At 73.3% G+C, this 14,384-nt stretch carries 11 protein-coding genes; 5 read left to right on the top strand and 6 right to left on the bottom strand.

The genetic code is table 11. The annotated features are described in order from the left end of the window. Nucleotides 1-4 precede the first annotated feature (4 nt). From POL72_RS25265 to POL72_RS25255, 3 genes are all read left to right on the top strand, one after another. Nucleotides 5-1,453: a cytochrome c3 family protein gene (locus tag POL72_RS25265; RefSeq protein WP_272098122.1), complete on the top strand. Its 1,449-nt coding sequence runs from the start codon at nt 5-7 to the stop codon at nt 1,451-1,453. A 108-nt stretch (nt 1,454-1,561) separates the two neighbouring features. Continuing rightward, nucleotides 1,562-1,816: a hypothetical protein gene (locus POL72_RS25260; RefSeq protein ID WP_044964942.1), complete on the top strand. Its 255-nt coding sequence runs from the start codon at nt 1,562-1,564 to the stop codon at nt 1,814-1,816. Between the two features lie 62 nt (nt 1,817-1,878). After that, nucleotides 1,879-3,033 (top strand): hypothetical protein, encoded by a 1,155-nt coding sequence (locus tag POL72_RS25255; RefSeq protein ID WP_272098121.1) that lies wholly within the window; start codon nt 1,879-1,881, stop codon nt 3,031-3,033. A gap of 16 nt (nt 3,034-3,049) precedes the next feature. On the opposite strand, the gene POL72_RS25250 is transcribed toward POL72_RS25255, so the two are convergent. Continuing rightward, entirely contained in the window at nt 3,050-3,946 is an 897-nt protein-coding gene (locus POL72_RS25250; RefSeq protein ID WP_272098120.1) for a GGDEF domain-containing protein, read from the bottom strand. 77 nt (nt 3,947-4,023) lie between these two features. Here POL72_RS25250 and POL72_RS25245 point away from each other — a divergent pair, with 77 nt between their 5' ends. Next, nucleotides 4,024-4,782, top strand: coding sequence for a thioredoxin-like domain-containing protein (locus POL72_RS25245; RefSeq protein WP_272098119.1), 759 nt, complete (start codon nt 4,024-4,026; stop codon nt 4,780-4,782). 41 nt (nt 4,783-4,823) lie between these two features. Continuing rightward, entirely contained in the window at nt 4,824-9,353 is a 4,530-nt protein-coding gene (locus POL72_RS25240; protein ID WP_272098118.1) for a sigma 54-interacting transcriptional regulator, read from the top strand. Between the two features lie 16 nt (nt 9,354-9,369). On the opposite strand, the gene POL72_RS25235 is transcribed toward POL72_RS25240, so the two are convergent. The 5 genes from POL72_RS25235 to POL72_RS25215 form a co-directional block, all read right to left on the bottom strand. Continuing rightward, nucleotides 9,370-9,987, bottom strand: a complete 618-nt coding sequence (locus POL72_RS25235; protein WP_272098117.1) for an SCO family protein — start codon at nt 9,985-9,987, stop codon at nt 9,370-9,372. A gap of 169 nt (nt 9,988-10,156) precedes the next feature. Further along, nucleotides 10,157-11,158 (bottom strand): heme o synthase, encoded by a 1,002-nt coding sequence (gene cyoE, locus POL72_RS25230; RefSeq protein ID WP_272100003.1) that lies wholly within the window; start codon nt 11,156-11,158, stop codon nt 10,157-10,159. 361 nt (nt 11,159-11,519) lie between these two features. Then, nucleotides 11,520-12,401 carry a carboxypeptidase regulatory-like domain-containing protein gene (locus POL72_RS25225; protein WP_272098116.1) on the bottom strand — a complete coding sequence of 294 codons (882 nt, stop codon included), beginning with the start codon at nt 12,399-12,401 and terminating at the stop codon, nt 11,520-11,522. A 199-nt stretch (nt 12,402-12,600) separates the two neighbouring features. After that, nucleotides 12,601-13,818 carry a hypothetical protein gene (locus tag POL72_RS25220; RefSeq protein ID WP_272098115.1) on the bottom strand — a complete coding sequence of 406 codons (1,218 nt, stop codon included), beginning with the start codon at nt 13,816-13,818 and terminating at the stop codon, nt 12,601-12,603. A 20-nt stretch (nt 13,819-13,838) separates the two neighbouring features. Further along, complete coding sequence (locus POL72_RS25215) at nt 13,839-14,342, bottom strand: T3SS (YopN, CesT) and YbjN peptide-binding chaperone 1 (RefSeq protein WP_272098114.1); 504 nt, start codon at nt 14,340-14,342, stop codon at nt 13,839-13,841. Nucleotides 14,343-14,384: the final 42 nt, after the last annotated feature.

The following is a 14,384-nucleotide window of genomic DNA, read 5'->3' as shown; positions in this document are numbered from 1 at the left end:
TCGCATGGACGCAAGACAGGACGGCCGGCGCCGCGCTCGGCGAAACGAGGCGAGGGTCGTCCCTGGATGGGTCGCGATCGTCGCGTGCCTGGGCGCGCTGGCGCTCGCGATCGTGGGCCCCGAGGCGGCTGCCCAGCCGAAGCCGCCGGCGGCAGCAGGCGACGACAGCGCCGAGGCGGCCGATGGCGACGCGGACGAAGGCGACGCCGAGGGAGAAGCGCCTGCGAAGGCGCCGCACGGCGGGTACACGTCGGGCCTCCACCCGATGCCCGCCGACGCGGAGGTGCCCCTGGCGTGGATGCCTCCCGGGACGAGCGCGACCCCGGTCCCGAGCGACGAGATCTATCCCCCGCAAACGCTGACGATCCGCTTCAACCACAAGAAGCACGTCAAGGGGCTCAAGCAGACGTGCAAGTCGTGCCACGGCGCGGCCTACACGAGCGGCGCGGTGACGGACCGGCTGCTGCCGAAGCCGAGCGAGACTTGCGACAACTGTCATGATGTCGATCACTCCGACCTCACCCAGGTGAAGGCGGGGACGAACGAGAACGGACAGTGTGCGTACTGCCATATCGGGGAGAACGCTGGCAGCGACGGAAAGGTGGCGCCGCTCGTGCTGCCGCACGCGAACCTCCGCTTCCCTCACGCGAAGCACGTGAGCCGGAACATCAAGTGCAGCCAGTGCCACGGCCGCGTCGATCGGATCGAGCTCGCTACCCGGGACCAACTGCCGCGCATGGCCGGCTGCTTCACGTGCCATAACATGAGCGGCGCGGCCCAGGGTGAGGCGAAGAGCGACTGCGACGTCTGCCACGTGACGCGCCCCGACGGGCGGCTCGTGACGGCGTTCGCCACGGGCGATCTGCTGCCGCCCGCGTGGCTGCACAACGCGGGGCACACGCCCGACTGGCTCGAGCGGCACAGGCAGATCGCCGCGAACGACAGCGCCTTCTGCGGGTCATGCCACAGCGCGAACTACTGCACCGACTGCCACGACGGGAAGATCCGTCCGCGCAACGTCCACCCGAACGACTTCCTCTCGATGCACCCGCAAGCGGCCCGGCAGGACAATCCTCGCTGCGTGAGCTGCCATCAGGAGCAGACGTTCTGTGCGGACTGTCACCGGCGGACGGGCGTGGCGCGCGACGCGCCGAGCGCAGCGCGGCCCACGGGGCGCCGCTTCCATCCCCCGCCGGCGGAGTGGACCACAGCGCCACGCGGCGCGAAGCACCACGCCTGGGAAGCAGAGCGAAACCTGAATGCGTGCGTTTCCTGCCACACCGAGCGGGACTGCGCGACCTGCCACGCGACGCGCGGGGCGTCAGGCGGGCAAGGGCTGAACCCGCACCCGCTCGGGTTCGAGAGCAAGTGCAAGACGGCGTTCTCCCGGAACCCGCGTCCGTGCCTGGTGTGCCATCAGTCGAGCGACAGGTTCGTGCAGCGGTGCCAATGAAAAGTCAAAATCCGTCAGTATATTCCTTGCCCTGGCCTTCCAGCGACGGGTATAGCGAAGTGCGCGCGGCTTCCCTAACGATCGCCGCGAACGCCAAGGAGAACGGGCGTGAAGGAGCTGATCAAGTACCTGATCGACAACCTCTATCTCGATTTCCAGGGGGAAATCACGCTGGAGACAGTGCGGGGCTTCCTCCGCGAGGACGACGGACGGGAGGCACGCCAACTTTTGTCGAAGCTCATCGAGGAGAAAGGGGTAGACGACATGCTGATCACGCTGGCCGACTGTCTCAAGGAGCACATCCAGTCCGGGGTGAACGAAAAGGTCGTCCGCGAGCAGCTCTCGCTCTACTCCGAGAGCTGAGCACGCTGGCTCGCGCGACGCGCCTCGCCCCCCTCCCCCTCTGTCTGCAGGCGGCCCTCGCGATGGCCGGCTGCGACGTGGGGGAGGCCACGCTCCAGCCGATCGACGCCCCTCCTGTCCAGCTGATCGAGGCACGCGCCACGACCAGCCTCGACCAGAATTACCAGCCCGTCCGCACCGCGCTCGATCCCGCCGGCACGACCGAGGTCCTGTCGACAGCGAGCTTCGTGCTGAAGTTCGATCGCTTCCTGCTGCCGAGCTCGGTGAGCGCCACGGTCGGCGCCGAGTCCGTGTGCGTCTCGGGCGATCTGGCCACGGTCCAGACCTACGCGGACTGCGTCAATCCGATCGCCCTCGCGCCCACGTACAACCCTGTCCAGCGGGAGGTCATCTTCCGCCAGATCGAGGGCATGCCGGGCCTGGTTCCCGGGACCCGGTATGCGCTGACCGTCTTCAAGCCGGCGGACGAGGCTGCGCCGTCCGGCATCCGCGCGTTCGACGGCGCGCCCCTCGACGGCAACACGCGCATCGAGTTCTCCGTCGCGGCGACGAACCCGCCCCAGGCGATGCCGGAGCGCCCGCCGAGCGGCGACTTCTTCTGCCAGCGAGACCTCGAGTGCGTCATGCGCACGGACGCTTGCCAGGGCGACGCTCCCGCGGATCCGACGTGCATCGCCTGCGTGAGGGGCGCCGCGTACCACCTCTTCTATGGCTGCTTCGGGTGCCACAACGGCGCGAGCGCCGCCGCCGGGCTGGACCTGAACCTGGGCACGGCGTTCAACCAGCTCGATCCGCTGCTCGAGACCGCGATCGGGCGCACCGCGCACCAGACCCAGATGGGCGAGAAGGCGCACGTGGGGGAGGCATCCCCTGCGCGCTTCGGCAGGGCCATGCCGCTCATCGACCCGGGAAACCCGGGGAACAGCTACCTGCTCTACAAGATCCTCATCGGGCAGATCGCGGTCGACCCCTCCTTGCCCGCCGATGCGGCGGAGAAGCTCCGCCAGGAGAACGAGCGGCTGCAGGCGGCGTTCGTCGTGGGAATGCCGATGCCGCCCCCGCCTTCAAACCCCATATTCTGGTTCCACCCCCAGGACCCCCAGACACCGGACGATCAGTACACAACGCCCTACGTGGACGGCATGGACATCCTGTCCGCGTGGATCCTCAACGGCGCCGCGCCGCGAGACTGCTCCGCCCCGGCTGCCTCGCCCTGACGGCGCTTGCGCAGCGTCACATCACGCGGTTCCGCCCGGCCTTCTTCGCATGGTAGAGCCGCTCGTCGGCGCGGCGGTAGAGCTCCATCGGCGAGACAGGCGCGTCCGGCGTGACGGCGGCGACCCCGAAGCTCGCGGTGACGGCGACCTCGCCATCCTCGAAGCGGAACGGCGTGCGCTCCACGAGCGCGCGCAGCTTCTCGGCGACCAGGCGGGCGCCGTCGAGGGCGATCTCCGGCACGAGCAGCGCGAACTCCTCCCCGCCGACGCGCGCGAGGACGTCGTCGCGGCGGACGTTCGCGGCGGCGAGCGCGGCCATCTGGCGGAGCACGGCGTCGCCCGTGAGGTGCCCGCGGGTGTCGTTGATGTTCTTGAAGTGATCGATGTCGAACATGATGAGCGCGAGGTGGCGATGGTAGCGGCAAGCCCGCGATACCTCGCGCTCCAGCGCGACCTCGAAGGAGCGCTTGTTGTGGACCTGCGTCAGACCGTCGAAGGTCATCAGCCGGTAGATCTCCTCGTGATACGAGAGCTCGACGTTCCCACCCTGGATGAACTTGAAGATCGTCCGGCCGATCTTCACCTGGTCGCCGTCCCTGAGGGCGCGCTCATCGACGGAGACGTCGTTCACGTAGGTGCCATTGGTCGAGCCGAGATCGCGGACAACGTAGCTCATCCCCGTCCAGGAGATGCGCGCATGACGCCGGCTCACCGCGTCGTCGTCGAGCGGGATATCGGTCTGTATCGCGCGCCCACACTCGATTGCCCCGGTCCCTAGCGCGATGCGGCGCCCGAGCTCGGTGCCGTAGATCACCACCAGACACGCGGTGCCAGGCGCCACCGGCAGCACCGGCGGGGCGATCGAGGTGCAGGTGACGAGCGTCTGCCGATGATCGTTCTCTTGCTTCGCCACGCTAGGGGAGCCAAGTACACCAGAGCCGACGTGCCAGGGCAACGCGCGTCGCGCGTCGGACATGGTAGGCTTCGGCCATGAAACACTGCGGTTTCGCGCAGATGTGTGTCGCTGCCACGATGGCCGCCGGGCTCGCCGCTCCTCTCAGCGGGTGTGGCACGAGCGCGCCCCCGATCGACGAGGGCGACGCCGCGCCCGCGCCGCAACAACCCGAGACCGTCACGAGCTTTCCGGAGGCTCCGCCGCTCCCGGGCGAGACCGAGTGCAAGGTCGTCGTCAGGACGGGGATCCCCGTCACGTCGGCGCAACACGTGGCCACGTGCGCGCCTGTCCAGTACACGACCAACCCGCCGAGCGGCGGAGATCACTGGGGCATCTGGGCCGAGTACAAGCGCTTCGAGTCCGAGGTCCCGCGCGAGATGTACGTCCACAACCTCGAGCACGGCGCGATCGTCCTCGCGTACCGGTGCGCCTCGTCCGGCTGTGCGGAGGTGAAGGCGGCGCTCGACGAGGTGCGGGCCGAGGCCGCCTCCGATCCGAAGTGCCTCCTGGTGCCGGGGGGGCCGGAGGCGCGCCTCGTGATGACGCCCGACAGCGCGCTGGACACCCCCGTCGCAGCCGCGGCCTGGGGCGCCACGTACACCGCGACGTGCCTCGACAAGGCGTCGCTCGCGCGCTTCGTGGCGGACCACTACGGCAAGGGCCCGGAAGACACGTGCGGCGACGCGGGGGCCGTCGATATCGATCTGCCAGACGGCGGCGCGCCGAACTGCGGCGGCGGCGGCGGCGGCGGAGGCGCGGGAGGCATGGCGGAGGGCGCTCCACCAGAGCCGTAACCGGGTTGACAGGTGGCTCGCGGCCCGGGAGCATTCTGGGCATGAGCGAGCCGTCGACCGTGACACCTCGGTTGGCAGAGCGCTTCCGGCTGCTGGACGTCGCGGGTTCCGGCGGGTCGGCCGAGGTCTGGAAGGCCGCCGATCGGGAGCGCGGCGGCATGGTGGCGCTCAAGATCGAGCCGCGCGAGCGCGGAGCGCCCGCGGCGCAGCGCGCCTCCGCGCGGCGGGTGCTCGCCCGCGAGGCGCTGCACGCGGCGCTGGCGCTCTCGCCGCGGCTGCCGGAGCTCGTCGACGTCGGCTGGCTCGCGATGCCATCTGGCGTCGCGCGCGCCGCGCGCGTCGAGGGCGCCCCCGGCGAGGAGGGGCGCGCGTTCGTCGCGATGCGCTGGGTCGAAGGGCGAGCCGTCGCCGACGCCCTGCGCGGGCTGCCCCCCGGCGAGCGCGCGGCGCTCGCGCTCGCCGCCGCGCGCGACGCGGGCGAGGCGCTCGCCGACCTGCACGGCATCGGCCTGGCGCACGGAGATCTCAAGCCGGAGAACCTGATCCTGACGCCGGAGGGGCGGGTCGCGGTGATCGACCTGGGGCTCGCGTGCTCGATCCACGAGGCCTCCGTGGACGGGGCGACGCTGCGGTACATCGCGCGCGGGGACGCGGAGCTCGGAGACGCGCGGGCGAGGGACCTGCTCGCGCTGGGGACGCTGCTCGCCGAGATCGCCTTCCCCGGCGTGGCGGACGCGGACGATCCCATCGGAGCGGCGCGGGCCGCGGTGGCCGCGGAGAGCGCGGCCGGGCCGCCGCTCGACGCCATCTGCCGGGCGCTCCTCTCGCCCTCCCCCGCGGCGCGCCCGTCGTCCGCGTGGGTCACCGAGTCGGCTCGCGCCGCGCTCGCCGGCGCGCCGCGCGCGCGGCACCCGGTCGCCGCGTCCCCCGCGGGGCGCGCCGGCCGCGACGCGGGGGCTGCCGCCGCTGAGCGCGATCGACAGGACCGCGACGCGCGCCGCGTGCGCGCCGCCTACCTGCGCCTGCGGCGACACGAGCTCGAGGCGGCGCTCGGGGTGCGCGACGACGTCGCCCCCTGGCTCGTGGACGCGTTCGCGGTGGTCGAGCGGGTGCGCGCGCTCTCCGGCGCGCCGCTCCGCGCGGGCGACGGCGCGGCGCGCGCGGGTCCGCCGCAGGGCGACGCGGCGTGGCTGGGGCGGCTCGGGCCGGACCGCGTCGCGCGGTGGCTCACCGCGCTCGCGGGGACGAGCGCGGCGGCGTGGCCGATGGGGCCCCTCGCGTCGGCGTCGGAGAGGGCGCTCGCGGACGCGCTCGTCGCGCTCGCGCGGCAGGTCCCGCCGCGCGCCTGGACGTACGCGGACGTCGAGGCGGCCGTGCTGGGAACCCCGGGGAGCGGCGCGCGGCGGCGGACGAGCGCGGCGCCGCAGGACCGCGGAGCTGCCGAGGGCGCCGCCGAAGCACGAGCCCTCGGCGCGGCGGAGGCGGCGGCGCTGGCGCTCGCGATCGCGCGGGTGCCGCCGGATCCGCTGGCGCTCGAGGCGATCGAGCAGCGCGACGACGCGCCCGCCAGCCTGGTGGTCGCGGCGGCCAACGCGCTCCGGCTGCACGGCGACGCCGGGCGCGCGCGGAGCCTGATGCTGCGCTCGTGCGTTCGAGGCGCCACGGAGGCCGCGGCGCTCGCGGCGGAGGTGCTTAGGCGCGCCGGCGATCGCGCCCTCGCGGAGGAGCGCGCGCGCGCCGCGATCGATGCCGGCGCGGACCCGGAGGGGCGCGCGCGCGCCGTGCTCGCGCGCGCCGCGATCGACGCGGGGGCGCTGGAGGCGGCCGACGCGCTCGCCGGCGATGCGGTCACGGCGCCGCTCTGCGAGGTACGCGCGCTGCTCGCCGTGCTGCGCGGCGACACAGCGCGGGCGCTGTCGGAGGTGGCGCGCGGCGAGGCGCTCGCGAGCTCCGTCGAGGAGCTGGCGCGGATGGCCGCCGTGCGCGGCTACGCGTGGCACGCGAGCGATCCGGAGCGCGCGCACGCGTCGTTCAGCGCCGCGGTGGACTACGCCGTCCGCGCCGGCGCGGTGGTCGAGGAGGCGACCTACCGGACCGGCGAGGCGGCGGCGGCGGTGGATCTCGGCGATCTCGACGGCGCGATCGCGACCTCGACCCGCGCGGCGCTGCTCTGGGAGCACCTCGGCCGGCCGGCGCAGGGCGCACGGGCGCTGCTCGCCTGCGCCGCCGCCTACGCCACCGCGGGCCTGGTGCACGAGACCTGCCGGACCGCCGAGGACGCCATCGCGCGGGCCCGCGACGCGGGCGACGCGAAGGCGGAGGCCTACGCGCTCTGGGCCATCGCCGACGTGGTCGCCGCGCGGGGCGACGGCGTCGCCAGCGCGGACGTCGGATCGCACGTCGACCCGCGCGCGGCGGCGGCGCGCGCGGCGGCGGCGCGCGCGGCGGCGCTCCTCGCCGGCGGCTCCGCGGACGACACGCTCCGGGCGGCCGCGCGGCTCCTGCGCCACGGCGCAGACGAGCTCGATGGATCCCGCGTCGAGGAGCTCGACGAGCTCGCGAACGGCCCGGAGCCCGCGGCGGCCTCGCGGCTCGACTGGTGGGGCGCGCGCGCCGCGATCGCGATCGCCGCGGACGACGTCGGCGCCGCGATCGCCGCGGACGACGCGCCGCGCGGCCCGGCGGGCGCGTCGGGCGCGTCGGGCGCGTCGGCGTCGCGCGGCCGCAGCGACCGCGTCCTCGCCGCGATCGCCGCGCTCGCCGGCGCCCGCGCCCCGATCGCGGCGCGCGGCCCGGCGCTGGCCGCGGCACACGCGCTGGCCGTCAGGGCCGGGCAGACGGACGTCGCGCACCGGGTGCTCGCGGCGCTCGCCGACGCCGCCCGCGAGCTCTGCGGGCGCAACGCGGGCGCAGGCTCGGCCGGCGCCTCCGCTGCGTCGCCAGGGGCGTCGGCGCTCTCCGGCGCGGTCCGATCGCTCCCGTGGGTGGTCCGCGCGCGGGCGCTGCCGGAGAGCGGGCTTCGGCCCGAGCAGGCGCGCGATCTGGAGGCCCTCGTCGGCGCGCTCGGCGAGCGCGAGCGGCTCGCGCCGCTGCTCGACCGGGTCGTCGACGCGCTCGTGCTCTGGACGGGGGTCGAGCGGGGGCTCCTGCTCCTGCGCGCCCCGAACGGGCGCCTGGTCCCGCGGGCCGCGCGCAACCTGGCGCGCTCGAGCCTCGGCGCGGAGCAGCTCGCGCTGTCGGAGACGCTCGCGCGCCGCGCCCTGGAGGCGCGCGAGCCAGTGGTCGCGGTCGACGCGGCGGGGGAGCTGCCGAGCGTGCACCGCAGCGTGCACGCGCTGAAGCTGCGGAGCGTGCTGGCCGTCCCGCTCGTGGCGCGCGGCGAGGCGCTCGGCGTCGTCTACCTCGACGACCGCGTGCGCCGCGGCGCGTTCGGCGCGCAGGAGCTGCGGTGGGCGCGCGCCATCGCGTCGGTCGCGGCGCTGGCGATCTCCGACGCGCGCGCGCAGGTCGAGCTGCGCCGCGCCGCGCGCCGCGCGGAGCGCGCCTCGTCGCGCCTCGCCGAGGAGCTCGCGCGGCGCGAGGCGGAGCTCGACGCCGCGGCGCTCGAGCTCGCCAGGGCGCGCGGCGGCCGCGACACGCGCTACCGGTACGACGCCATCATCGGCGAGAGCGAGCCTCTGCGCGCGATGCTGCGCCTCGTCGATCGGGTGACCGCCTCCGAGGTGCCGGTGCTCGTCTGCGGCGAGTCCGGCAGCGGCAAGGAGCTCGTGGCGCGGGCCATCCACCACAACGGGCCGCGCGCCGCGCACGCGTTCGTGAGCGAGAACTGCGGCGCGATCCCCGAAGGGCTCCTCGAGTCGGCGCTCTTCGGGCACGTGCGCGGCGCGTTCACGGGCGCGGATCGCCCGCGCGCCGGGCTCTTCGAGGTGGCCGATCGGGGCACGCTGTTCCTCGACGAGATCGGCGAGATGAGCCTCGCGATGCAGACGAAGCTGCTCCGGGTCATCGAGGACGGCCTCGTGAGGCCGATCGGCTCGGAGCGGGCGCGCAAGGTCGACGTGCGCGTCATCGCCGCGACCCACCGGGATCTGGAGGCGCTCGTCCGCGCCCGCGCCTTCCGGGAGGATCTGCTCTACAGGCTGAACATCATCGCGATCCGGGTGCCGCCGCTGCGCGAGCGCGCGACGGACGTGCCGCTCATCGTCCAGCACTTCCTGGAGAAGCACAGCCGCGGTCCGGTCCGGGTCACGCGCGGGGCGATGGATCGGCTCTCGGCCTACGCGTGGCCGGGCAACGTGCGCCAGCTGGAGAACGAGGTCCGGCGGGCGCTCGTGCTCTGCGACGGGACCATCGATCGGGAGCACCTCTCGCCGGAGATCGCGCACGGCGGCAGCGCGACGCCGCGCGAGCTCGGCCTCAACGTCCGCGCGAGGATCGACGCGCTGGAGACGGAGCTCGTGCGCGACGCGCTCGAGCGCACGCGCGGGAACCAGACGCAGGCCGCCAAGCTGCTGGGCCTGTCCAGGTTCGGCCTTCAGAAGATGATCAAGCGGCTCGCCATCGAGGCGTGAGGCAGGCCCGAGCGGGTCACCTCGACTTCACGAGCGCGCCCGCGTCGCGCAGGATCGTGTCGAGCCCGTCGTCGTTCGCCTCGTAGTAGCCGCGGATCACGCCCTGCTGGTCGACCAGCACGAGGCGCTCGCCATGGAAGATGCTGAAGAGCCCAGGGCTCGACTCCTTCTTGCCCATGGCGATCTTGAAGCCGTCGAGGACCGTCGACTCTATCTGATCGAGGGGGCCTGTCAGGAGCGTCCAGCGCTCGAGCGGGAGCTGCTGCGACGCCGCGTAGGCCGCGAGCACCGCCGGGGTGTCGTTCTCCGGGTCGACGGTGAATGTCAGGAGGTGCAGCGCGTCACCGAGATCGCGGCCCCGGTGCTCGATCTCCTTCATGCGCTGCGTGAGCTTGGGACACACGGTCGGGCAGGTCGTGAAGATGAAGTCCGCGATCCACACGCGGCCCCGGAGCTGCTCCAGCCCGAACCGCGCGCCCCGCTGATCCGTGAGCTCGAAGGCGGGCAGAGGGATGCGTATCGCGGGCGTCTCCGCGGCCTGGCCGTGGAGCGCGCGCCCGGCGACCCCGATGGTGATGAGCGCCGCGAGCCCGACCAGCGCGAGGAGCCCGGCCCAGAACACGGGCGTGCCCACGAGCCCACGGCGCGGGGGCCTCCCCGCGTCGCCGCGGTCGGACGGAAGTGAGTGGCCGGTCGGCTCCGCAGGCGACAGAGCGCCGTTCGCGTGGCGCGTGGGCTCGCTTGAGACCATCCGGTGACGCTTAAGGGCCTGTCCCCTGTGAGTCAAGGCGACGAGGCGCCGCTCAGGCGCCGATCATCAGCGCAGCGAAGAGGAGCACCAGGTAAACCATGGAGGCGAAGAAGACCTGACGCGCCCAGCGAGCGCCGGTGCCAGCGCGGAGACCGTAGACGCCGAGCCCGAAGAACGCACCGCCGAGGAGGACCGCGGCGCCGAGGTAGACAGGGCCCGCCACGCCGAGCGGGACGAACAGGACCGAGGACACCACGAGCAGCGCGAGGTAGCCGACGATGTGGCGTCGTGTCGTGAGATCGCCCTTTTCGAGCGGCAGCACCTTGAGCCCCGCGCGCTGGTACTCGTCCTGACGGAAGAGCGATATCGCGAGGAAATGCGGGATCTGCCAGAGGAACATGACGGCGAAGAGCAGGAAGCCGGGCGCGTCGATCTGCCCTGTGACGCTCGTCCACCCGAGCAGCGGCGGGATGGCGCCGGGGATCGCGCCGATCGGCAGCGAGAGCGTCGTCCGGCGCTTGAGCGGGGTATAGACGAGGACGTAGCTGAGCAGCGCCACCGCGGCGAGCACGCCCGTGGTCGCGTTCACCCCGATGAACAGCACCGGAATCGAGGCGGCAGAGAGCGCGATCCCGAACCAGAGCGCCAGCTCCGGCGAAAGCCGCCGCGCCGGCAAGGGGCGGCTCCGCGTCCGCTCCATCAGCAGATCGGTGTCGCGCTCGATGTACATGTTGAGCGCGTTGGCGCCGGACACGACGAGCACCGTCCCCAGGAGCGCCAGCGCAAGCTGCGCCGGCGGCACCGCCGCGCGCTCGATCGCGGCCTCTCCACCCAGTCCGGCGCGGAGATAACGGCTCGCGACCCACATGCCGCCGAGCATCGTCGCGGCCACCATCCTCGTGATGCGCGGCTTGGTGAGGCTCACGAGATCGGCCGCTCCCTTGAGCAGCGGGCGCGCGCTCGAGGGGACCGCACAGCCGCCGCCCTCGGACGGCTCAGCCTGGCGGACGTAAGGGACGACCGGGGCGCGCTCGGCGGCCTGCTCGACGCTCATGGTCACGCGCGCCCCTCGCTGCTGTGCTCGGCGCCCACGCCGCGCGCTCGCGCGGCATCTCCGAAGATCCCTGGGCTCGGGACAGTTACACTGAAAAACGTCATCACCGGAGCGCGGGAGGCGGGAGAAAACAGCATCGGGGCCGGGAGACTAGCGCGCACAACACGTCTCGGGGAGTCGAGTTCGTCAGTTGTCGCCCGCCTCCCTTTAGGGCACGAGTCGCCTTGCGGCAACCGTCGTGGCGTGCTCAGCCGTTCTTTGCGCGTCGAGCGAGCCTGGAAAGGTCGCTCCCCCGCGCCGCTCGCCGCCAGCCGGGCGGCCCGGGGCGAAGCGACGCCTGCCGCAGCCGCTGCCACGGATCTCACCAAAGGCCCTTGAGCTCGTCCTTGTTTTCCGCCGGCTCAGGCTCGGTTCCGGCGTACGTGAACGTGACCTGGGCGGGCTTGTCGTCCGCGACCGCGACGTCGGCGGTCTTCAGGCCATAGCGGGGGTGCCACGCCTCGAGCTTGTACTTGCCGGCAGGGACCTTCTCGATGGTGAACGAGCCGTCATCCCCGCTCACGGCGAAGAACGGGTGATCCGTCACCACGACAAAGCCGCGCATCCACGGGTGGACGTCGCAGGTGAGCTTGATGATGCCGTCCTTCCACGCCTTCGTGAGCGGCGCGGCGCCCCCCGGCTGCGCCTGGTTGAACAGCGTCTCAGAGCCCTTGTAGGTGTGCACGTTGTGCAGCGTCCGGTCGCTGTTCTTGATGTCGACCTGCTGCTCGGAGACCACGCCCTGGATGCGCGGCACATACATGCAGTCCTGCTGGTCGACCGCCGCATGCGCGTCGGGCGCCTTCCAGCTGCCCGGCACGCCCCCGACCGCGATGCGGACGAAGGTGTCCTTGAGCTTGCCATCGTTGACGACAACAGCGTTGTAAAGGACGTCTTTGTCCTGGCAGAACGGAGCGTCCTTGCGCGCGGTGGGGACCTTCATCTCGACCGGCTTGCCGGTGAACTTGACGACCCCCTTGATGATCCCCTTGCCCTCGGGGGCCGCCGGGGCGGCCGCCTGCGCCGTGGCCTTCGGCGCTTCGGACCCCTGAGGGGCCGCGGCGGGCTTCTCGACCGAGGCCACCGGGGGTGCCGCCGTGATGGCCGTCGCGGCCGTGCCGCCGCTCGGCCTCGAGGGCTCCTCGGGGCACCCTGCGAGCGCGAGCGCGAGAGCAGAGAGCGAGGCGAGATCGCGACGATGCATGAGGACTCTCCCGCGCCCGCGGCGCGCCACGCGAGCCTGATTCGCGCCCCTCCGAGCCTGATCTGGCGTTTTCAGGGAGGGGTCGTCTGGACCGGGCGGCGACTCCCACCGCGTCTTTCTCATGGCGAGCAGCGGGTGGAATGCCGCGCGCCGTCCTTCCGCACAGCGAGGGCGTGCTTAACGAGTGTCGTCGCTCGCGTCAACCTGACGCGCCGCCGGTGATGTCCGGTTTCCCGGCGCCCGGGAGCGAGCCAGAGGTGCGCTCGCGCTCGTTCGCGAGCATGGCCGCCCAGAAGCCGCGCTCGTCGCGGGCCGCGAGCGCGACGCAGAGGGCGGCGATCACCAGCGACAGCGCGCCGAGCGGCACCTCCGGGGCGCTGCCCGCGACGAGCAGCAGCGCGAGCGCGCCGCCCAGCGCCGGCAGCCGCGGCGGGGCGACGAGCGCGAGCGCGACGATCACCACCGAGAGCGCGGCGACGAAGAGCTGTATCGAGAGCGGCACCACCGGAGCGGGGCGGGTGAGCAGCCGGTCGAGCGCGCGGCGGAAGAGCGCCTCGACCATGGATGCGTCGTCGGCGGCGCCCGCGAGCGCCGCCCGCGTGGCGAGCAGGGCCGACGCGAGCGCCACCAGCGAGAGCGGGCTCACGAGGCGCGGCCGCGGCGGCTCGGCCTCACGGGGCCGCGCCTCGCGGCCCGCGCCGAGCGCGACGGTCGCTGTGAGGACGGCCAGCGCATCGAGCGCGAACGCGGCGGTCGCGACGGAGCTCGTCGCGCCGGCGAGCGCCTTCGAGCCGCGGTCGTTCGCCCAGACGGCCAGGAGGACGCCGGCGAGCCGCACGAGCGCAGAGGCGCCGACGAGCCCGAGCGCGGCCGCGACCGGCCGCACGAACGGGACGCGGAGCGCCTCCCACGCGCTGCCGAGCGCGAGGATCGCGGCGCTCACGCCGATGAGCGCGGCGGAGAGATCGGGCACGCGCTGCACGGTCGCGTGCAGCACGACAAGGATGACGAAGCTGCCCGCGACGATCGTGCCGATCCGCAGCGCGTACGGGACGCGGCTCCGCACGACCGCGCTGATCAGCGCCATCGCGACGACGATGGCGCCGATCGCGAAGAGCTGCGAGGCGCCGGCGCCGGCGAGCTCGATCGTGTGGACAGCGCGCTCGATGCCCACCGCCAGGCCGACCATCGCGGGCGCGAGCATGCGGCCGAGGATCATCGCGAGCAGGGCGAGGACGGCGAGCGGCCGGATCAGCGCGAGCACTGGCAGGCCGGCGAGCGGAGGTCGCCCGGCGGCGGAGGACCGGCGCTCGGGAGGCGGAGGCTCGCCGCCCTCCTCGCGATGGGGCGAGGCAGCGGCGTCCGGCGCGGCGGTGAGAGGAGGGCCTTCGGGTGGGAGATCGATGTTGAGGAGCATTGAAGATGAGCGCCCGTCGCTCAGCCCTTGTCCCAGGCGCGGGGAGCGTCGAGATCCGTGAAGACCGCGGCGGTCGCCGAGGCGTCGATCAGGTCCTGCATCCGCTGGCCGCCGGCCTCCTCGACGATGCGGTCGTCGTACTCATCCGCGAGCACGGACAGATCCCGGAGCGCGACGAGGATCTCGTCGGCGTCGAGCGTCTCGCCGCCGAGAAGCGTGTGGACGATGACCACACACGAGCCCTGCGCGACGTAACCGAAGGCGCCGAAGCGGATGCGCGCGTTCAAGCGGAGCAGCTTCATCGCGAGGTCCGGCGTCATCTCGACGCCGCGGGCGAGCTGCGCGACGAGCCGCACGAGCGCGCGATCGGGCGCCCAGGGGAGGACATGAAGGTAGACGTACGCGGTCCCCTGGCGGACGACGTAGAACTGCGGCTCGACTCGGGTGAACGCCGGGGAATCCGCGAGCGCCGCCTCGATGCGCGCGTTGGTCACTCGAACGGCCTCGTCGGAATCCTTCGGCATGACGCGCAGGATACATCGCCGCGGTCCCGGTGCAGAGCCGGG

Origin of the sequence: Sorangium aterium (assembly GCF_028368935.1) — a bacterium.
Lineage (GTDB): Bacteria > Myxococcota_A > Polyangia > Polyangiales > Polyangiaceae > Sorangium > Sorangium atrum.
The sequence above is the reverse complement of the archived record's forward strand: the minus strand, read 5'-3'. Positions and strand labels throughout refer to the sequence as shown.

Bases quoted from the DNA above. Each gene is read 5' to 3' on its own strand.
- POL72_RS25265 (WP_272098122.1), top strand. From the start codon at position 5: ATGGACGCAAGACAGGACGGCCGGCGCCGCGCTCGGCGAAACGAGGCG.
- POL72_RS25255 (WP_272098121.1), top strand. From the start codon at position 1,879: ATGGCCGGCTGCGACGTGGGGGAGGCCACGCTCCAGCCGATCGACGCC.
- POL72_RS25215 (WP_272098114.1), bottom strand. From the start codon at position 14,342: ATGCCGAAGGATTCCGACGAGGCCGTTCGAGTGACCAACGCGCGCATC.
- POL72_RS25240 (WP_272098118.1), top strand. From the start codon at position 4,824: ATGAGCGAGCCGTCGACCGTGACACCTCGGTTGGCAGAGCGCTTCCGG.
- POL72_RS25245 (WP_272098119.1), top strand. From the start codon at position 4,024: ATGAAACACTGCGGTTTCGCGCAGATGTGTGTCGCTGCCACGATGGCC.
- POL72_RS25225 (WP_272098116.1), bottom strand. From the start codon at position 12,401: ATGCATCGTCGCGATCTCGCCTCGCTCTCTGCTCTCGCGCTCGCGCTC.
- cyoE (WP_272100003.1), bottom strand. From the start codon at position 11,158: ATGAGCGTCGAGCAGGCCGCCGAGCGCGCCCCGGTCGTCCCTTACGTC.
- POL72_RS25220 (WP_272098115.1), bottom strand. From the start codon at position 13,818: ATGCTCCTCAACATCGATCTCCCACCCGAAGGCCCTCCTCTCACCGCC.